The sequence below is a fragment of the Thermococcus sp. EP1 genome (assembly GCF_001317345.1).
Taxonomy (GTDB): Archaea; Methanobacteriota_B; Thermococci; order Thermococcales; family Thermococcaceae; genus Thermococcus_A.
In genome coordinates this window covers 139951-156849 of sequence record NZ_JXCG01000003.1, presented here as the reverse complement: position 1 = coordinate 156849, position 16899 = coordinate 139951, and the positions used below count along the sequence as shown (strand labels likewise).

General features: G+C 38.1%; 15 protein-coding genes. 11 read left to right on the top strand and 4 right to left on the bottom strand.

Annotated elements, in window-relative coordinates; all coding sequences use genetic code 11:
- Positions 1-30 precede the first annotated feature (30 nt).
- Positions 31-1716, bottom strand: a complete 1686-nt coding sequence (locus tag EP1X_RS03580; protein ID WP_055281795.1) for a 1,4-alpha-glucan branching protein — start codon at positions 1714-1716, stop codon at positions 31-33.
- Between the two features lie 208 nt (positions 1717-1924).
- Between EP1X_RS03580 and rqcH the strand changes: the two genes are divergently transcribed.
- From rqcH to EP1X_RS03565, 3 genes are read left to right on the top strand one after another with little or no spacing between them, the layout of a single operon-like run.
- Entirely contained in the window at positions 1925-3877 is a 1953-nt protein-coding gene (gene rqcH, locus EP1X_RS03575; RefSeq protein WP_055281793.1) for a ribosome rescue protein RqcH, read from the top strand.
- Positions 3874-4314 carry a hypothetical protein gene (locus EP1X_RS03570; RefSeq protein WP_055281791.1) on the top strand — a complete coding sequence of 147 codons (441 nt, stop codon included), beginning with the start codon at positions 3874-3876 and terminating at the stop codon, positions 4312-4314. The genes rqcH and EP1X_RS03570 overlap by 4 nt, the downstream gene beginning before the upstream one ends.
- 38 nt (positions 4315-4352) lie before the next feature.
- On the top strand, positions 4353-5435 hold the full coding sequence (locus tag EP1X_RS03565) for a radical SAM protein (protein WP_055281789.1): 1083 nt from the start codon (positions 4353-4355) through the stop codon (positions 5433-5435).
- Between the two features lie 84 nt (positions 5436-5519).
- Here EP1X_RS03565 and ileS read toward each other — a convergent pair whose 3' ends face one another.
- On the bottom strand, positions 5520-8732 hold the full coding sequence (gene ileS / locus EP1X_RS03560; RefSeq protein WP_055281787.1) for an isoleucine--tRNA ligase: 3213 nt from the start codon (positions 8730-8732) through the stop codon (positions 5520-5522).
- A 279-nt stretch (positions 8733-9011) separates the two neighbouring features.
- On the opposite strand from ileS, the gene EP1X_RS03555 reads away from it, so the two are divergent.
- From EP1X_RS03555 to EP1X_RS03545, 3 genes are all read left to right on the top strand, one after another.
- Positions 9012-10202, top strand: coding sequence for a TIGR00529 family membrane protein (locus EP1X_RS03555; protein ID WP_055281785.1), 1191 nt, complete (start codon positions 9012-9014; stop codon positions 10200-10202).
- 215 nt (positions 10203-10417) lie between these two features.
- Positions 10418-11473, top strand: a complete 1056-nt coding sequence (locus tag EP1X_RS03550) for a DUF835 domain-containing protein (protein ID WP_055281783.1) — start codon at positions 10418-10420, stop codon at positions 11471-11473.
- Positions 11474-11522: 49 nt separating this feature from the next.
- The gene (locus tag EP1X_RS03545) at positions 11523-12137 is read left to right on the top strand and encodes a DUF116 domain-containing protein (RefSeq protein WP_055281781.1); all 615 of its coding nucleotides are present in this window, start codon (positions 11523-11525) and stop codon (positions 12135-12137) included.
- On the opposite strand, the gene EP1X_RS03540 is transcribed toward EP1X_RS03545, so the two are convergent.
- The gene (locus EP1X_RS03540; RefSeq protein WP_055281779.1) at positions 12138-12971 is read right to left on the bottom strand and encodes a DMT family transporter; all 834 of its coding nucleotides are present in this window, start codon (positions 12969-12971) and stop codon (positions 12138-12140) included. It abuts the gene before it with no gap.
- 117 nt (positions 12972-13088) lie between these two features.
- On the opposite strand from EP1X_RS03540, the gene EP1X_RS03535 reads away from it, so the two are divergent.
- From EP1X_RS03535 to EP1X_RS03515, 5 genes are all read left to right on the top strand, one after another.
- Positions 13089-13640, top strand: coding sequence for a 4Fe-4S dicluster domain-containing protein (locus EP1X_RS03535; protein ID WP_055281778.1), 552 nt, complete (start codon positions 13089-13091; stop codon positions 13638-13640).
- A 5-nt stretch (positions 13641-13645) separates the two neighbouring features.
- Complete coding sequence (locus tag EP1X_RS03530; protein WP_055281776.1) at positions 13646-15520, top strand: aldehyde ferredoxin oxidoreductase family protein; 1875 nt, start codon at positions 13646-13648, stop codon at positions 15518-15520.
- 72 nt (positions 15521-15592) lie between these two features.
- Positions 15593-16024 carry an OsmC family protein gene (locus EP1X_RS03525; RefSeq protein WP_055281774.1) on the top strand — a complete coding sequence of 144 codons (432 nt, stop codon included), beginning with the start codon at positions 15593-15595 and terminating at the stop codon, positions 16022-16024.
- A gap of 42 nt (positions 16025-16066) precedes the next feature.
- Positions 16067-16393, top strand: coding sequence for a hypothetical protein (locus tag EP1X_RS03520; protein ID WP_055281772.1), 327 nt, complete (start codon positions 16067-16069; stop codon positions 16391-16393).
- Complete coding sequence (locus tag EP1X_RS03515; protein ID WP_055281770.1) at positions 16377-16598, top strand: MoaD/ThiS family protein; 222 nt, start codon at positions 16377-16379, stop codon at positions 16596-16598. Before EP1X_RS03520 ends, EP1X_RS03515 begins: the two co-directional genes overlap by 17 nt.
- Here EP1X_RS03515 and EP1X_RS03510 read toward each other — a convergent pair.
- Positions 16595-16879 carry a hypothetical protein gene (locus EP1X_RS03510; protein ID WP_055281768.1) on the bottom strand — a complete coding sequence of 95 codons (285 nt, stop codon included), beginning with the start codon at positions 16877-16879 and terminating at the stop codon, positions 16595-16597. The two genes, EP1X_RS03515 and EP1X_RS03510, sit on opposite strands and share 4 nt — an antisense overlap.
- Positions 16880-16899: the final 20 nt, after the last annotated feature.

Here is a 16899-nt window from a genome sequence, read left to right as displayed (position 1 = left end):
AAAAAGAGTCCAAATCCCCCCAAGCATAGTTTAATTCCCGTTCTTGTGTGATTGTACTGAAAGCTGTGAGATCTCAACATATTCTGGAACTTCAGGGAAGTCTTCACTCACATAAACCTCGATATTTATTTGAGAAAATACATTGTCAATCTCCTCTATCTCCTTAAGAAAATCTTCTTCTGTAAATTCTTTTGTCTTGAAGTATTTTTCCAAAGCATTAGCCAAGCGGTGGAAATACTCGATGTGTTCAAGGAGTCTTCTCTTTCCATATTCTCTAGCTTGTCCAGTAGTTACGAGGAAGGGCCAATCACTACTCTCAATGAGTAACAATTCTCTTGCAAGCTGCCTTAGGATTCTATCGCCTAATTTATCCTCATGCAAATATCTGCTCGCTAAAGATACCATCCGCCTCTCTGCTAAATGTATATGTGCCCACATCCATTCCACTTCAGGGTTCCACCATGTATAATGAGTTCCATACATCCCCCAAGAACCTTCGGGAAGTTCAATCTCATGCTTTTCTCCCTTGTACTTCTCAAGAAACTTTGAAATCGTTATGCTCTCTATGCCCTCCTCAAACATTAACTCAAGTACTCTTCCCAGCCATTTAACTCCCTCAAACCACCAGTGACCAAATAGTTCTGTATCATAGGGAGCGACTACTATTCCCTTTTCTCCGTGTTCTTTTTCATAACCTTCTAAGAGAGTTCTAACGAGACTCACAAAATGTTCGGCATGTCCTTCAACTCTCTCCAAGGCTTTTTCAGGCACATAAGGTTCTTTGGCATCAAGTCCTACTTGCTTTGATGTTATCCTCCAATATTGTCCTCCACTTTTTGGAGCTTTTTTGTGAAACTCCCTATACCAAAAATCTCCAGGATAGCCTATCTCCGCACTCCATACTTGTAATCCAGTCTCTCTATTTCTAGCAAATACTGCAATGTTCGTGCCTATTAAAAAGTAAGGCCTTAAAGTCGACTTTGGAGTCCTAGCAGGTAGAATTGTTCCATATCCAAAGCTTACTGGACCCTGATCTATGAGGTGACTTTCAACAAAGAAAAATTCTAACTGATATTTTTCCAAGAACTTCTCAAGACCCTCTCTCCAAGTTACTTGGCCTGTACTTGGACTCCGCCATAGACCTCGGGGCCGATAAGCACATTCAGGAAGCCAAATGCCTTTTGGCCTTTTACCGAAGTATTTCTCATAAGTAAGGACACCGTTCGCAATTTGACCTTCAATAGCCTCATCTCTTTCAAGAAGTGGGAGATACCCATGAGTGGCTCCAGAGGTTATTATTTCTATATAGCCTTCATTCTGCAGTTTCTTGAGTTCACCTAGGATATCCCCTTTTATATGCTCCCAATACTCATAAATCTTCGTAAAGTAATCCAACATGTAAGTTATGGACTTTTTGAGCCTTTCATCCGTATATTTCTCTAAATCCTCTTCCATGCTTTTGAGCTTTTTTTCCATATACTCCTCAAAACTTTTTTTCATGTACTCATCTGCTAGCTGCTCAGTCAAAACTGGAGTAACACCAATAACCAAGTTAAACTTCACTCCCTTCTTTTTAAGTCTCTCCAACTCCATAAGAAGAGGGAGGTACGTTTCTGCAATTGCTTCAAAGATCCATTCTTCACCAAATGGCCATTTACCATGTTTTCTTACATAGGGAATATGAGTATGAAGTACAAAAGTAAAGTAACCCTTCATTAATCTCACCTCTTTTTAGATCCTAATAAACGTTAATTACAGCCGAATATTTAACATTTTTGGCCTTTTTGAAGGAGTTTTGAGTCGACAAAATGATTTACAACAATAAAATAGACTCTAACGGAAAAATCCTATTTTTTGGACAATTAATATCCCATAGAAAAAGGGTTTAAAAAGTATCTCTCTAATTAATCCAGGTGAAAAGAGAATGAAACAAGAAATGAGCAGTGTCGACATAAAGTACATAGTAGAGGAGTTAAAAACCTTGGAAGGTGCTAGAGTCGATAAAATATACCAAGACAGGGACCAAGTTAGAATTAAACTGCATGTGACGGGAGAGGGGAGAAAAGATTTAATCATAGAAGTCGGTAAAAGGATTCATTTAACTACTTACATAAAAGAGGCTCCTCAGCACCCATCCTCATTCACGATGCTGCTCAGAAAATATTTAAGCGGGTCACGAGTGGAGAAGATAGAGCAACATGATTTTGATAGAATTGTAAAGCTAAAAATTGGCAACTATACTTTAATTGCAGAACTTTTCAGGAAAGGAAATATAATATTGGTTGATGAAAACAACATGATAATATCTGCCATGAGGTATGAAGAGTTTAAAGACAGGGCAATAAAACCAAAACACGTGTACATGCTCCCGCCTGCAAGAGAGAATCCAGTTGACATCTCATGGGAAAGCTTTAGAGAACTTATTTCCTCCCAAGATGTGGAGATAGTAAGAGCACTAGCAAGAAAACTCAATATGGGAGGACTATATGCAGAAGAAATTCTCCTAAGGGCTGGAATAGAGAAAACAAAAAGAGCCAATACTCTCGATGAAGATGAGCTTAAAGTTATATTTGAAAAAATAAAAGAGGTCTTCAATGCCCCTAAAAAGGCCAATATCATATACGAAAATGATACTCCTGTAGATGTCTTACCTATCGAGCTTAAATGGTATGAAAGTTATAAGAAAAAATTCTTCACTACCTTCAGTGAGGCACTTGATGAATATTTCGGAAAGATTCTTCTTGAGAGTGCAAAGATAGAAAGAACAAAGAAGCTTCAGAATAAGAAAGGACAACTCGAAGCTACCCTTAGAAAACAAGAAGAGATGATAAATGGATTTAAGAGGCAAATACAAGAAAATCAAGAGATTGGAGACTTGATATATGCTAACTTCACCTTTATTGAGAATTTACTGAAAGAGCTTTCAAAGGCCGTAGAAAAACTTGGATGGAAAGAATTCAAAGAGAGACTAGAAAATGGCAAAAAATCTGGGAATAAAATCGCTCAGATGATAAAAAACATAGATGCTAAAGAGAAAGCAGTTACAATCGAACTTGATGGAAAAAAAGTAAAACTCTATTTAAACAAAAGTGTTGGAGAAAACGCAGAAATCTACTATGAAAAAGCCAAAAAAGCAAAACATAAACTTGAAGGGGCTCAAAAAGCCCATGAAGAAACACTAAGGAAAATCGAGGAGATAGAGAAACTAATAGAAGAGGAAGAAAAGAAAGAATTAAGCGTAAGAAAAATCAGGAAAAGAAAGAAAAAGTGGTTTGAGAAGTTTAGGTGGTTCTTAAGTAGTGAAGGATTCTTAATAATAGCGGGAAAGGATGCCACAACAAATGAAATTGTAGTTAAAAAATATATGAGTGAAAACGACCTCTATTGTCATGCTGACATTTATGGGGCTCCCCATGTAGTGATAAAAGACGGTAAAAAAGCTGGAGAAAAGAGTTTATTCGAAGCCTGTCAATTTGCTGTTTCAATGTCAAGGGCTTGGAAAGAGGGATTATACTCCGGAGATGCTTACTGGACAGAACCAAACCAAGTTACAAAAAAAGCCCCAAGTGGAGAGTATCTAGGAAAAGGAGCCTTTATGGTATATGGAAAAAGAAACTGGATGCATGGCTTACCTGTAAAGCTCGCTGTTGGAATAGTGCAATACGAGGAAGAGAAACTGCCCATGTGTGGACCAGTGGAGGCTGTAAAAGCACATACTGACAAATACATTATTATTCGCCCAGGCAGAATGAAAAAGAGCGAATTTGCAAAAAGACTAGCGAAAATCCTAGAGAGATGGGGATACAAAGTCGATCTTGATGAGCTCATGCAAATCCTTCCTCCAGGCAACGGCGAAATTGTGGAGGTGATTGAATGATAACCCTCTATGCCATAGCCCAAAGGGAACTTGCAAAAGACCTGCTCTTTGAAATAGATGACGAAGTTGTTACCCTATCTGTTAAGGGTATTATGATAGCCAAGAGTGCTTCAAAAACATACAACTTCTCTTTTGTGGAAGTTACAGATAATGAGTTTGTTCTAGCAGTTCAAATGAAGGGATATGTGATCTACTTGGGACTTGAAAGTGATGAGATAATAGATGAAGATGCATATCCTGAACTAGTAAGAGCCTTAATAAATCATCTCTTGCCTAGCCTCCATAACTTGGCTAGAGAAGCCGAAAAAAGATATCAAGGGAAGGCCGACTTGCTTTTGGATGATAATATGAGTGCAGAGATGAAGGAGTTCTTCTATGAGCTACTTCTCAAACATCAACGGGGTTTACCCATTCACGAACAGGTCGACGTGGCATGAGCAAAGGATTTTAAACCCTAGGAGTGAGGAGAAGAAACATGAAAGAGACAAAATACTATTCATACATTGTTGGCGAGCTTCCAAAAGGATGTAAACTCTGTGTTAACGGCGCAAAACTAGTATTATTCACCACCGGAATATGTCCTAGAGAGTGTTTTTATTGTCCCCTTAGCCCCTGGAGAAGAGAAGACGTTAGCTATGCAAATGAACGACCAATAAGAAATGTTAATGACATCATAGAAGAAGCAAAAATCCAAGAAGCGTTGGGAGCTGGTGTTACTGGAGGAGATCCGCTCTCAAGAATAGATAGAACTGTCAAATACATTAAAACACTGAAAGAAAACTTTGGAAAGAGATTTCATATTCACTTATATACAACCGGTCTTCTTGCAACAAAAGAGAACTTAGAAAAACTCTACAACGCTGGTCTTGACGAAATTCGGTTTCATCCAGATATCTTTAATCCAAACTCTAATATCTTTCAAAAAGAAATCGAAAACATAAAAGGTGCCTTCGACTTTGAATGGGATGTTGGGGGAGAAGTTCCTGCGGTTCCAGGACAAGAAGAGAGAATAAAGTGGTATGCCGAATTTTTAGATAAGCACGGAGCAAAATTCCTAAATATAAATGAGCTTGAATTTAGTGAAACTAACCTTGACGCCCTGCTCTCAAGAGGACTTAGAACAGTAAGTGATGAGAGTTCTGCAATAAAAGGAAGTCTCAAATCTGGACTGACAATTCTAGAATGGGGCGAAAAGAACACGTCTTTAAATTATCATCTCTGTACAGCTAAACTTAAGGATGCAATACAACTCAAAAACCGACTTAAAAGAATGGCAAAAAACGTCGCCAGACCCTACATGGAAATAACTCAAGATGGGACACTTAAATTTGCAGTGGCTGAGTATGAGAACCTCATGGAGCTCTACAATCTTCTCATAAATGATGCAGAGGTCCCAGAAGAATGGCTCTATCTAAATCTGAAAAAAAGAAGGATTGAAATGCCCATAGAAGTTGCAGAAGAACTTGTTGACGCTATAGAGGGCGATGTAAAGTTTTATGTGGTTGAAGAATACCCCACATGGGATAGAATTGAAGTCGAGAGGATTCCGTTACTATAATCTTTTCTCCTCTTGCTTTGCTTGATGATTATTCAAACATCTATATAAAAGAACAAAAATTAGAAATTACGGAAAAGAGAAGATTCATCCGACCTTCTCTATACCTATTTTTGCCTCAACTTCAGGCCACTCCACAGTGTAGCCTTGTGGCTCCTCGAACTTAACCTCAATAGCCCTTGTTTCACCCCTTATGTAATCGAGCATTTCTATAAGGAGTTCCCTGTTTTCATCACTTGTTTCTATGTAAACCATTATCCTATCATTTACGTCTAGATCCAGTTGCTTTCTCATCTCCTGAATTCTCCTTACAAACTCCCTTGCCAAGCCTTCCATCATTAATTCCCTAGTGAGGGTCTTGTCAATAAAGACTTTTCCATGATCAAATTCTTCTCCTATTAAGAACTCTGGAAGCTCTTCTTCCACGATTATGTGTTCCCTCTCGATCGTAAACTCCTTGTCCCCTATTTCCACCTTGAGCTTTCCTTGCATAAGTCTTTCATAAAGTTCTTTGTCATTCTGCTCGTTTATCCACTTTGCAACTATCTTTGCATCCCCCTTGAAATGAGGTCCAAGTTTAGCAAAGTTAGGCTTTACTTTTATTCCCCTCTCAACTTTTGCCACTTTGACCTCCTTAGCATTCAATTGATCTCTTAGAAGCCGGTTGAGTCTCTCTACAGCTTTCTTAGTTATTTCATCTTCAGTTTCTACTATTACTTGCTTCACAGGGTAACGAAGTTTTATTCTAGCTTTTTGTCTTGCTGCTGAGCCAGATTCTACTATCCTTCTAACTATTTCCATCTCTTTTTCAAGGTCTCTGTCCACCCAGTTTTCATCTTTTTTCGGCCAGTCTTCTAGATGCACACTTTCTTTATTGCTAAATGGTCTTATTAGGTTTTGATAAATTTCTTCAGCTATGTATGGTGTAAAGGGAGCCATTAACCTGAGCAAGACATCAAATACCTTCCAAAGAGTCCAGTAAGCAGCTAATTTATCAGGATCGTCTCTCTCAACCCATAGTCTTTTTCTTATGAGTCTAACGTACCATCTACTGAGATCCTCTATAACGAAGTTTTCTATTCCTCTAGTCGCTCTTGTTAGATAGAAACTCTCTAGGCCATCTTCCACAGTGCTGATTAGAGTATTAACCCTCGAGAGTATCCACTTGTCTTCCTCTCTAAATGGAAGCTCCTCGGGATTAAGTTTGGTAGGATCAAAGTTATCCAGGCTCATATATGTTGAGGTCAGTATGTAGACGTTCCATAGTATGTTGAGCATTCTCTTAACTTGAGCCAGACCTTTCCAGCTGAATCTAAGATTCTCCCATGGAGTAGTTGCCCAAAGCATATAGAATCTAAACGGATCTCTACCTTCTTTTTGAATAACTTCTTCTGGCCTTATTATATTCCCAAGGCTCTTGCTCATCTTGTCTCCTTTTTCATCTAGTACATAACCATGCATTGCTACTTTTCTGTAGGGGACCGTGTCAAAAGCCACAACTGAAGCAGCTTGCTGGGAGTAGAACCACTTTGTAACCTGGTCTTCTCCTTCTACAATGAAGTCTGCTGGCCAGAGCCTCTCAAATAGATCTTTTTTCCTTGGGTAGTCTAAAGACGCCCAACTTGCTATTCCACTATCAAACCATACATCGAGCACATCTTTGACACGTTTCATTTCCTTGTTGTTTACTTTTATAACAAAGGCATCAACGTATGGTCTGTGAAGATCCTCTGGCCCGAGTTTTTCTTCTATTACTCTAAGCTTTTCGTCATAATTCTCTGGAAGTTCTATCCTCTCACCATTAACTTCAATGGCTACTGAAAGCTCAACAAGTTCCTTAAAGCTACCTACTATATAGATCTCTCCATCTTCACTACTCCATATTGGGAGAGGTATTCCCCAATACCTTTGTCTTGAGATACACCAATCACCCGAGTTCATGACACCATTGTCGTACCTTATCTTTACCCAATCGGGATACCAAGTGACGTTTTTGTCGTTCTCTTCTATTATTTTGTCCTTAACCTTGCTTATCTTGAGGAACCATTGGTCAGTGGCCCTGAATATCAAAGGTGTCTTACAACGCCAACAGTGTGGATATTTGTGCTCCACAGTACCTGCCTTGAGAAGAAGGCCCTTTTCTCTTAAGTACTCTATTATCTCAGGATCCGCATCTTTGACGAATTTGCCTTTCCATTTGCCTTCGAAGTACCTTCCTTCATCATCAAGTGGGGAGTATATTGGTAGCCCATATTGTTTTCCTATTTCAAAGTCCTCTTCACCATGCCCTGGGGCTGTGTGAACCAAGCCAGTACCCTCTCCCAGAGTTACGTGTTCACCTAAGATTACACAATGTGCCCATTCATATTTTTCTCTGAATTCCTTCTGTCTTGGATATTCTTCTAGGAAAGGATGAACATAACGAAGTCCCTCAAGATCTTTGCCTTTGTACTCCTTAACCACTTCCCCTTTCATTCCAACCTCTTCTAGAACTTTATCTACAAGGGCTTTTGCTATTATCCAGTATTCCTCTCTATCCTCAAGATTTACCCTTATCTTTACATAATCATACTCAGGATGAACTGTAACAGCCAAGTTGGCTGGAAGAGTCCATGGCGTAGTTGTCCATATTAAAACATATTCGTTCTCTCTCCCCTCTACTGGGAACTTTACATAGATACTAGGATCTTCTCTTATTTTGTACTCTCCTCTTACTTCATGCTCTGCTAAAGCCGTTTCACATCTAGGACACCAGTGAAGAACCCTCTGGTCTTTTTCGAGAAGCCCTTTTTCCCATGCTCTCTTCAAAGTAAACCATGCAGATTCTATATACTCATTTTTGATTGTCATGTATGGATTATCCCAATCCATCCACACACCAAGCATTTTAAACTGCTCGGTCATGATTTTAAGATTAGTGAGAGCAAATTCTCTACACTTATTTATGAAGTTCTCAACTCCAACTTTTTCCTCTATATCTTTTTTGTAGCTTAATCCAAGAGCTTGTTCAACTTTAACCTCTATTGGAAGACCATGCATATCAAAACCTGGTTGTCTTCTCACATTGTAACCCTGCATGGTTCTAAAACGTATCACCATATCTTTGATTATCTTGTTCCAAGCAGTACCAAGGTGTATAGCCCCACTTACATATGGAGGACCATCAAGGAAATAATACTCTGAACCACTTTCTCTGGCCTTTTTCACTTTGTTATAGATGTCATTCTCTTCCCAAAACTTTTCTATTTTCCCTTCTAAGAGCTGTGGATTATACTCTTTCATCTCTGGTTCCTTTATCATGTCAAAAACCTCCTAAGATTTATAGAACAGACTAGGTTAACAGAATAGCCCAAGGAATCACGGGCAAAATGCAAAGTGAAGGATAAAACACTCCCCCCTCATGGGCATCGGTCAAAATTGTTGAGTTTTCTTTATAAATCTTTTGCTACTAATATATTAACTCCTGGTGGCTTACCCTTCTCTAACAGGGGAAGTTTTTCAAGTGATAAGGGATACTCTTATAAGCAAGTCATGCTCTATTGAGATACATATCTACACATTAATACCTCGGTGAAAAGGATGATTGAACTTATTTACCTATTGCTCTCCTTTGGAGTCGTTATAGGGTTTATTAGGCTAAAAATAAATATAGGCTTATCAATATTCCTAGGGTCTTTGTTGTTAGGCACTCTTTTTGGTCTAAACCTAGAGAATCTTCTAGATGCTCTATACACATCTTCAACCGAGTGGACAAGCCTAAGGTTAATCCTTATAATTATCTCAATAATGGCCCTAACAAGTGTTTTCTCCCAAATTGGATATCTAAAAATGATGGAAAAAGCTGCAAAAAACCTATTTCCCAGTGAAAAATACTCCCTTGCTGCACTTCCAGCCCTAATAGGGTTAATGCCAATGCCCGCTGGTGCGTTAGTCTCTGCTCCTATGATAGAAACAGTTGCAAACAAACTTAATCTCCCTCCCGAGAAGAAAACACTCGTGAACTATTGGTTCCGTCATGTGTGGGAACATTCTTGGCCCATGTACCAAGCAATAATCATTACCTCAGCTATTTTAGGCATAACTGTCAGAGAATTCAGTGTCAAAATGTTCCCTCTGACTATGATAATGATATTAATCGGATACTTGTTTTTCTTAAAACCCATAAAGGCAGAGAAAGATGAAAAAGGGAATAAAAAGGAAGGTCTAAGACTTTTTCTCAAGAGCACATACCCTATCCTTGTAATAATTATAGTATCAATTCTTCTAGGCTATGATATTGTATATGGTGCCTTTATTGGATTCCTTTCTGCTTTGATCCCTCATTTTAAGCAGGTAAGCAAGAAAGAAATTGTAAGGTATGCACTCCAACCAAAAATACTCTTTCTCCTCATTTCTGTCATGTATTTTAAGAAGATCCTCGAGATTACCGGAGCTGTTGAAACTCTTCCTAAAGTAATTTTGGAATTAAATCTCCCAATTACTCTTGTCATAATATTAACGCCATTTTTAGTGGGTCTGATGACTGGAATAAGCTTTGCTTATGTTGGAATGACGTTCCCCTTATTACTCCCCTTTTTAACCGGATTTGACAAAATAGCTATTGCATACTTAAGCGGTTATATGGGAATGCTTTTTAGCCCCGTGCATCTCTGTCTAGTTTTCTCTTCAGAGTATTATCAAGCAGAACTAGGTAGAGTCTACAAAAGAATGTTAATACCTGGCCTACTTCTTTTTGTTACTGGCATTATATACATCTATTTTTTCCTCTAGGAACCAACCACTATTCCCGATGATCTTTATTGAGATCAATATAAATATCTCCTGAGCTAGGTTTTCTTTTAAAACTTTAATTTTAGCTTGTTTAAACAATCAACCAAAGAATAATCCTCTAATCGAAAAAAGAGTAAGATTCCCAAATAATAAGACCTGCGTTATAGTCAAAAGTGTTATATAAGAGAATGTCCTAATATAAAGTAGGGAAAGACATGAATCCCACATTACTACTCCTCGGTCAATCCTTTAGCCTAGCGGCAAAATTGACTGGGTTTGTTTTTCTAGCTTATGTATACTGGAGGTACCAACGAAAACCCGCTCTATTTTGGTCTATATCTTGGTTAAGTGCTGCTTTTTCAATAATATCCGACATAACTGGGAATTTATATATTTTAACGCTTTCTGAGGCATTCTGGGCAGCTTTTCTATTTCATGGAGTTGCTGTGCTTTTGGAGGAAGAAGAATTCTCATCAAAGCACCTTAAAATTTTCTCAGTAGCCCCAGTTGTAATTGCAACCTATGGTATCATTCTCGGGCTCTTAGAATATTCATCTGACTGGTTCGTAATTTTAGGTCTTCCATACGCCAGTTCTGCTTTGTTTATGGTATTATCAGGAATTTTAATGCTCTCTATAAGAAGAACTTACAATCATAGAGCCCTCTACTTAGGGAGTATACTACTAATTAATGGAATCCATGAAATGGATTATCCAATTTTAAGACTTGTCGACTGGTTTGCTCCAATAGGATTCACCTTGGGAGCGATTTTTGCTATATTGTCCGCCTATATAATGATAAACTTTGCATTTACAGAAGAATTCATAAAAATTGAAAAACCCCCAAGAGAAATACCCCTCAAGCCAAGATTAATGATTATTCCACCTTCAGAATATCCAAATATAAAAGAAGAATTAAAAGACATACCTGTACTTGCCTTTGTAAGGGATCTCGATACCCCCAAAACCTGGAGAAAGTTTTTTGTGTCTGCTGCAGTAGAACATGGATCCATCTTCCCAACAGATCTACCAAAAATTACTGAAATAACAATAAGATACTTCAGAGAAGCACGAGAAAAGAACTTTGAAGGAGTTGCACTTATTGATTGTCCTGAATATTTGAGAACATATAATGGGTTTGATGCCATTGTGAAGTTCCTAGCATCCCTAAAAGATTACACCATTTTGTACCAAGCCGTCCTTATTTTGGTAATAGACGAAAGAGCTTGGGATGAGAGAGAACTAACTCTGTTGAAGAGACTTTTGACCTAAGTGCAAAAGTTTATAACCTCACTAGCTCTTTATCTGAAAAGGTGAGAAAATGAGCATTGAAAACACCATAGCAAAATTAGCCTCAATTGGAGCTGATTTAAGCACAAGAAATGCAATCAGAATAGCCCTCTCATTAATAAGTGAAGATGAGGAACTTACAGATCAAATATATGTCGAGATAAAAAACAAAGCCCATAAAGAAGAATTCATAAAAGTCCCAGTGGAAAAAAGAGCAATTTTTATTCCCCAGTGTCTAAGGAATGTGAAAGAATGTCCTGCAGAATTTGGAGAATACGGATGGGAATGTACAAAATGCGGAAAATGTCCAATAGGAGAAATTATAGAACATGCTGAAAAAATTGGGTATAAACATATATATATCGTACCAGGGGGTAGCTTGGTTAAAAAGGTCTTAAAAGAAAAAGTACCGAGAGGAGAAATAAAAGCTGCATTAGGCATAGCATGTTGGCCTGAACTTGCTGAAGCTAATGAAAAGTTATCCATATTAAAAATTCCACTCCAAGCAGTTCCTCTCCTGCGAGCAGGATGTATAAACACGCTAGTAGATGTAGAGCGAGTAAAAGAGGCCATGGAAATTGGACTTACGAAAAAGGAGAAGGCTAAACTACCATCTTCAGACCCAAATCCAGCTCCAGTACCATAGTTAACCTCTTTCATTTCTTATCTCATTCCATATTGCTCCAAGGATTAAAAAAGCCCCTAGATATCCCTTTACACTTAGAAGCTCACCAATTATTAAAAATGATGAGATATGCCCAAATATCGGTTCTGCTGAATATATTAGCGCTGCTTTGTGTGCCTTCGTCTCTTTCTGATATCTTACCTGAAGAGTAAACCCTACCACAGTGGCAAATACTCCTGTGTAAATTATCCCCAACCAGGGGGTAACCCCTCTTGGAAACGCAAATCCTTCGATATTCAATGCATAAAAAGTAGAAAACACAAAATTCCAGAATATTTGCCAAAATGCTAAACTTAAGAAATCTTTTTCCCCAAATTTTTGTACTAAAACTATCTGAAATGCAAATGAAACTGCACAGAAAATTGTTAGCAAATCACCATAGTTGAAATGTAATGTCGCTCCAGAGATTAAGTAAAGCCCAGTTACCGCTATCCCTAAAGAGAAAAAGTCCTTTCTTCTCAATCTATCATTAAGAACAAAATATGCTATAAATGGTGTAAAAACAACGTAAAGTGATGTTATAAACGCGGAGTTAGAAGCAGACGTATAATTTAATCCAATAATTTGGGAACCATGACCAATAAACAATGTCATCCCTAGAATAAAACCTTCCTTCACTGTACTCGTTTTAAGAACCCTTGAACGAAAGATAAGAAGCATGAAAAAAGAAGCTAGTCCAAATCGATATACAAGAAAAAGAATTGGAGATACATAGTCAAGACTAACTTTCATTGCAGGAAACGTAAAACCCCATATAGCAGTAATTCCCAAGAGAATCAATTCCGCTTTTTTCATGCATCCTTTTAATTCCTTTTACATTTATAAACATTTGTCTTAAGACAAGAGTTTAAACGTTCTAATTCCCATAATTATTATAAAGCTAGAAGTATCTAAATGATTCTTGGTGATTATATGGGCGAGGAAGGTAACGAAATCACTCAAAGAGAGAACTTTGAGAGAATATGGATTTTAGTGACTCCCGATAAATGCAGTGGATGTAGGTTATGCGAAATAGCATGCTCACTTGAGCACGAAGGAATTATTTGGCCAGAAGCTTCTCGCATAAGGATTTTTGAACTTTTACCAGGAATAAATGTTCCGCACCTTTGTACTCAATGTCCAGATTATCCTTGTGTCGAGGCATGTCCAACAAAAGCCCTAAGTGTAGACGAAAAGACCGGAGCAGTCCTTGTGAATGAAGAGAGCTGTATAGAATGTGGAGCCTGTATCACAGCTTGCCCTGGGGATGTACCTAGAATTCCCACAAACAAAGGAAGTGTGGTTATATGTGACCTTTGTAACGGAACTCCTAAGTGTGTAGAGGTTTGCCACGAAGCAGGACACGATGCTCTAAAAATTGTTAAAGGAAACTATAGATCAATATTTAGGACGTTTGCCAAAAACCCCATTGAGAAAGGGGCCCAAATAGCAAGAAAAGTTTTTGGAGAGGAGTTTCTGAGGTGAGAAGTATGTATGCTTATACAGGAAAACTTCTGGATGTTGACCTCACAAGAGAAAAAGTAACGACTGTGGAGATTGAAGAAGAAATTTTAAGAAAGTTCTATGGTGGAAGAGGACTTGGAGTCTACCTCTTATGGAAAGAGCTTGGGGATAAATGGGAAAAAATCGACCCTCTTGGAGAAGAAAACTTACTACTAATTCTTACTGGGCCTTTAACAGGGTATTATCCCGGAATTAAAACCTCAGTTGTTTCAAAATCCCCCGAAAGCAATGGAGTTATTGGAAGCGTATTAAGTAGTGAAGTAGGACTTGAACTCAAAGCATCTGGCTATGATGGGATAATTATAAGAGGAAGAGCCAAAACTCCAGTTTATCTCTTTGTTCACAATGACAACGTAGAGATAAGGGATGCAACCAAATACTGGGGAATGGGAGGAGTGGAACTTCACAAGACTCTACTTAAAGAAGTTCACGAAGAAATCCAAAAGAAGGAAACACTAAGAGGGATACCAAAAGAACCTGCAATGATGTACATCAGCAAAGGGGGCGAAAATAAGATTCGTTTTGCAGCAATAATGACTAAGCTCATGCATGCAGCAGGTTATGGGGGCTATGGAGCAGTAATGGGAAGTAAGAACTTAAAAGCAATAATTGTAAAAGGCAGTAAAGCCCTACCTGAAGTGCACGACAAAGAGAAGATGAAATCTATGATCCAAGAATTCTGGAAAGAACTCTTCACGATGACAACTTTTAGAGAATGGGGAACTGGAGCTGGAGGTTACAGTGTTGGTCATGACCGCTCAAGTGAACCCATAAAAAACTGGCAGGAAGAATACCATGACAATGAGGAAATAAGTGTAGTGAATTTTGAAAACAGAACTTGGATTAAGAAATACTGGGCCGATTATGGTTGTCCAGTGAATTGTATGAAAATTTCTTATCTCCGCTATGGCCCCTATAAAGGCTCAATCACCGATGCTCCAGACTATGAGCTTATGGCATACATGGGAACAAACCTTGGAATATTCGAGCCAGAAAAAATAGTTTATCTTTCCTACTTAGTAGATGAACTGGGATTAGATGGGATAAATGCGGGGAATACTCTTGGATTTGCAGCAGAACTTTACCAAAGAGGAATTCTTACAAAGGACGATCTTGGGTTTGAACTTAATTGGGGAGATGAAAAGGCTTTTGCAAGGCTTTTAGAGTTGATAGTAAACAGAAAAGGAATAGGAGACATATTGGCAGAAGGAACTTATAGGGCCGCTTTAAAGATTAGCGAAATGAAAGAGGTAGATGCACTACAATATGCAGTTCATGTAAAAGGTGTTGGAGTTGGAGCTCATGGAGTGAGAAGTGACCTGGATTACACAAAAGACATAAGTTACGCAGTTTCTGTGCAAGGTGGCGATCACACTTCCACTGCAGGTCTCCCAGCAAATAGTTATGAAGGAGAGATGGTGAATGCCTTCTACGATTCGGCTGTTGTATGTATGTTCGTCACAAGGCCTGGATTTGAAAGAATTCTAGAGTTTGGAAATGTCCTGACAGGTTTTAACATAACCCCAGAACAATGGTTCAATGAAATTGGTCTAAGGATAATTCATCTCCAAAGAATTCTACTACTCCTGGGAGGCCCAGATGTTTATTGGGATCCAAGAAGAGATGACGATAATCCCCCAAGATTCTATGAACCTCTCCCAAATGGCCCAGTGAAAGGGAAAACACTGAACAAGGAAGAGATCATGAACAAAGTAAAACAATACTATGCTGAGATAGGGTATGACCAAAATGGCATTCCTAAAGAAGATGTCCTCGAGAAACTAGGATTAAATGAGGCAAAGAGAGAAATTAAGCGCATTAAAAGGCGTTTAAATATCTAACTTTCTCTTTTAAACTTTAGGTTTTGATGATCTTTTTAAGGCTTTATAGCTAAAAAATATACGGTGATGTCCATGGTCGAATATAAAGACATGACAATTAAAGTTGTTGGAAAGAGAATTTCTCCAACCAAAATGAAGGTGAAAGCTGGAGAATTCGAAATAATGATAGACAAGGTGGGAGGAGGATTCCCAAGCCCCCTAGATTATACTCTAGCATCCCTTGCAGGATGTATTAATATAGTTGGAACTCTTGTAGCTAAGGATATGGGAATAAACATAGAAGACATAGAAATTGAGGTCGAAGGAGTATTTAATCCTGGAAAGCTTTATGGAAAAGGTACTCAACGAGCGGGATATAAGGAAATTAAAGTAAAAGTCAAGGTAAAAACCGACGCTGATGAAGAAACTCTTGAGAAATGGCTTAAACAAGTTGAAGAGCGTTGCCCTATAAGTGATAATCTTGCAAACCCAACTCCTACAAAAGTTGAATTTGAAAAGTTCTGAAGATTTTTAAACCCTTTTCTCTACCTTTTTCCGGTGAAGTTAATGTGGCGTGAAAAACTTAAACAGGGTTTTCTAGAGAACGATGAGATAATGATTGAACTTAGTATAGGGGGAGAATGTGGAGAATGGTTTCCTAGCCTAGCTTTATATGACAAAAAGAATGATACCTGGTACTATTTCGATAATGACATTCCTCCAGGGACAGATCAGGAAGAAGGCCTACGAAATGCTATTGAATTTTTTGAGAAACTCGTAATTGGGCTTGAAAAACCTGTGCTTAAACTTTCTCCCCTAAAAGAAGCCCCCCAAGAAGTTTACAAAAAATTAACAAGATTTCTGGGGGAGCTGAGAAATGAAGATAAAAGTTAAACTCTATGGAGAACTTGCTTTAAAGTATAAACCCGAGATAGAAATCGAAGTTAGAGAAAATGCTCTTGTTAATGATGTTCTTACACTATTAAAAATTAGTGAAAATGAACATCATTTACTTATAAATGAAAAGAAAGTTTCGAAAGATTATCCTTTACAAGAAGGAGACATTTTGAAGATTCTCCCTGTGGTATATGGAGGTTAACCCTCCCCCAACCCGACGTCCTCTCCAAAAGTCATTGTTAAATAAAGTTCAACAACTCCTTTTTCAATGTTCTCAATTATTTTTCTTTCAAGATTCTTAATTTCTTCGTCAGAGAGATACCTGTTTTCTTCAATAATTTTCAACTTTCCGGTTTTTCTATCTAATACTATAGTGATCCCTTCTATTATAAGCGGGAGGTAATTTATTTTAAACCCATAGAGCTCCTCTACATAACTTACTTTTTGATTTAAGGTCTCAAGATAGGTTTTTAATTTACTCATTCTACTCACCGTAACCCTTA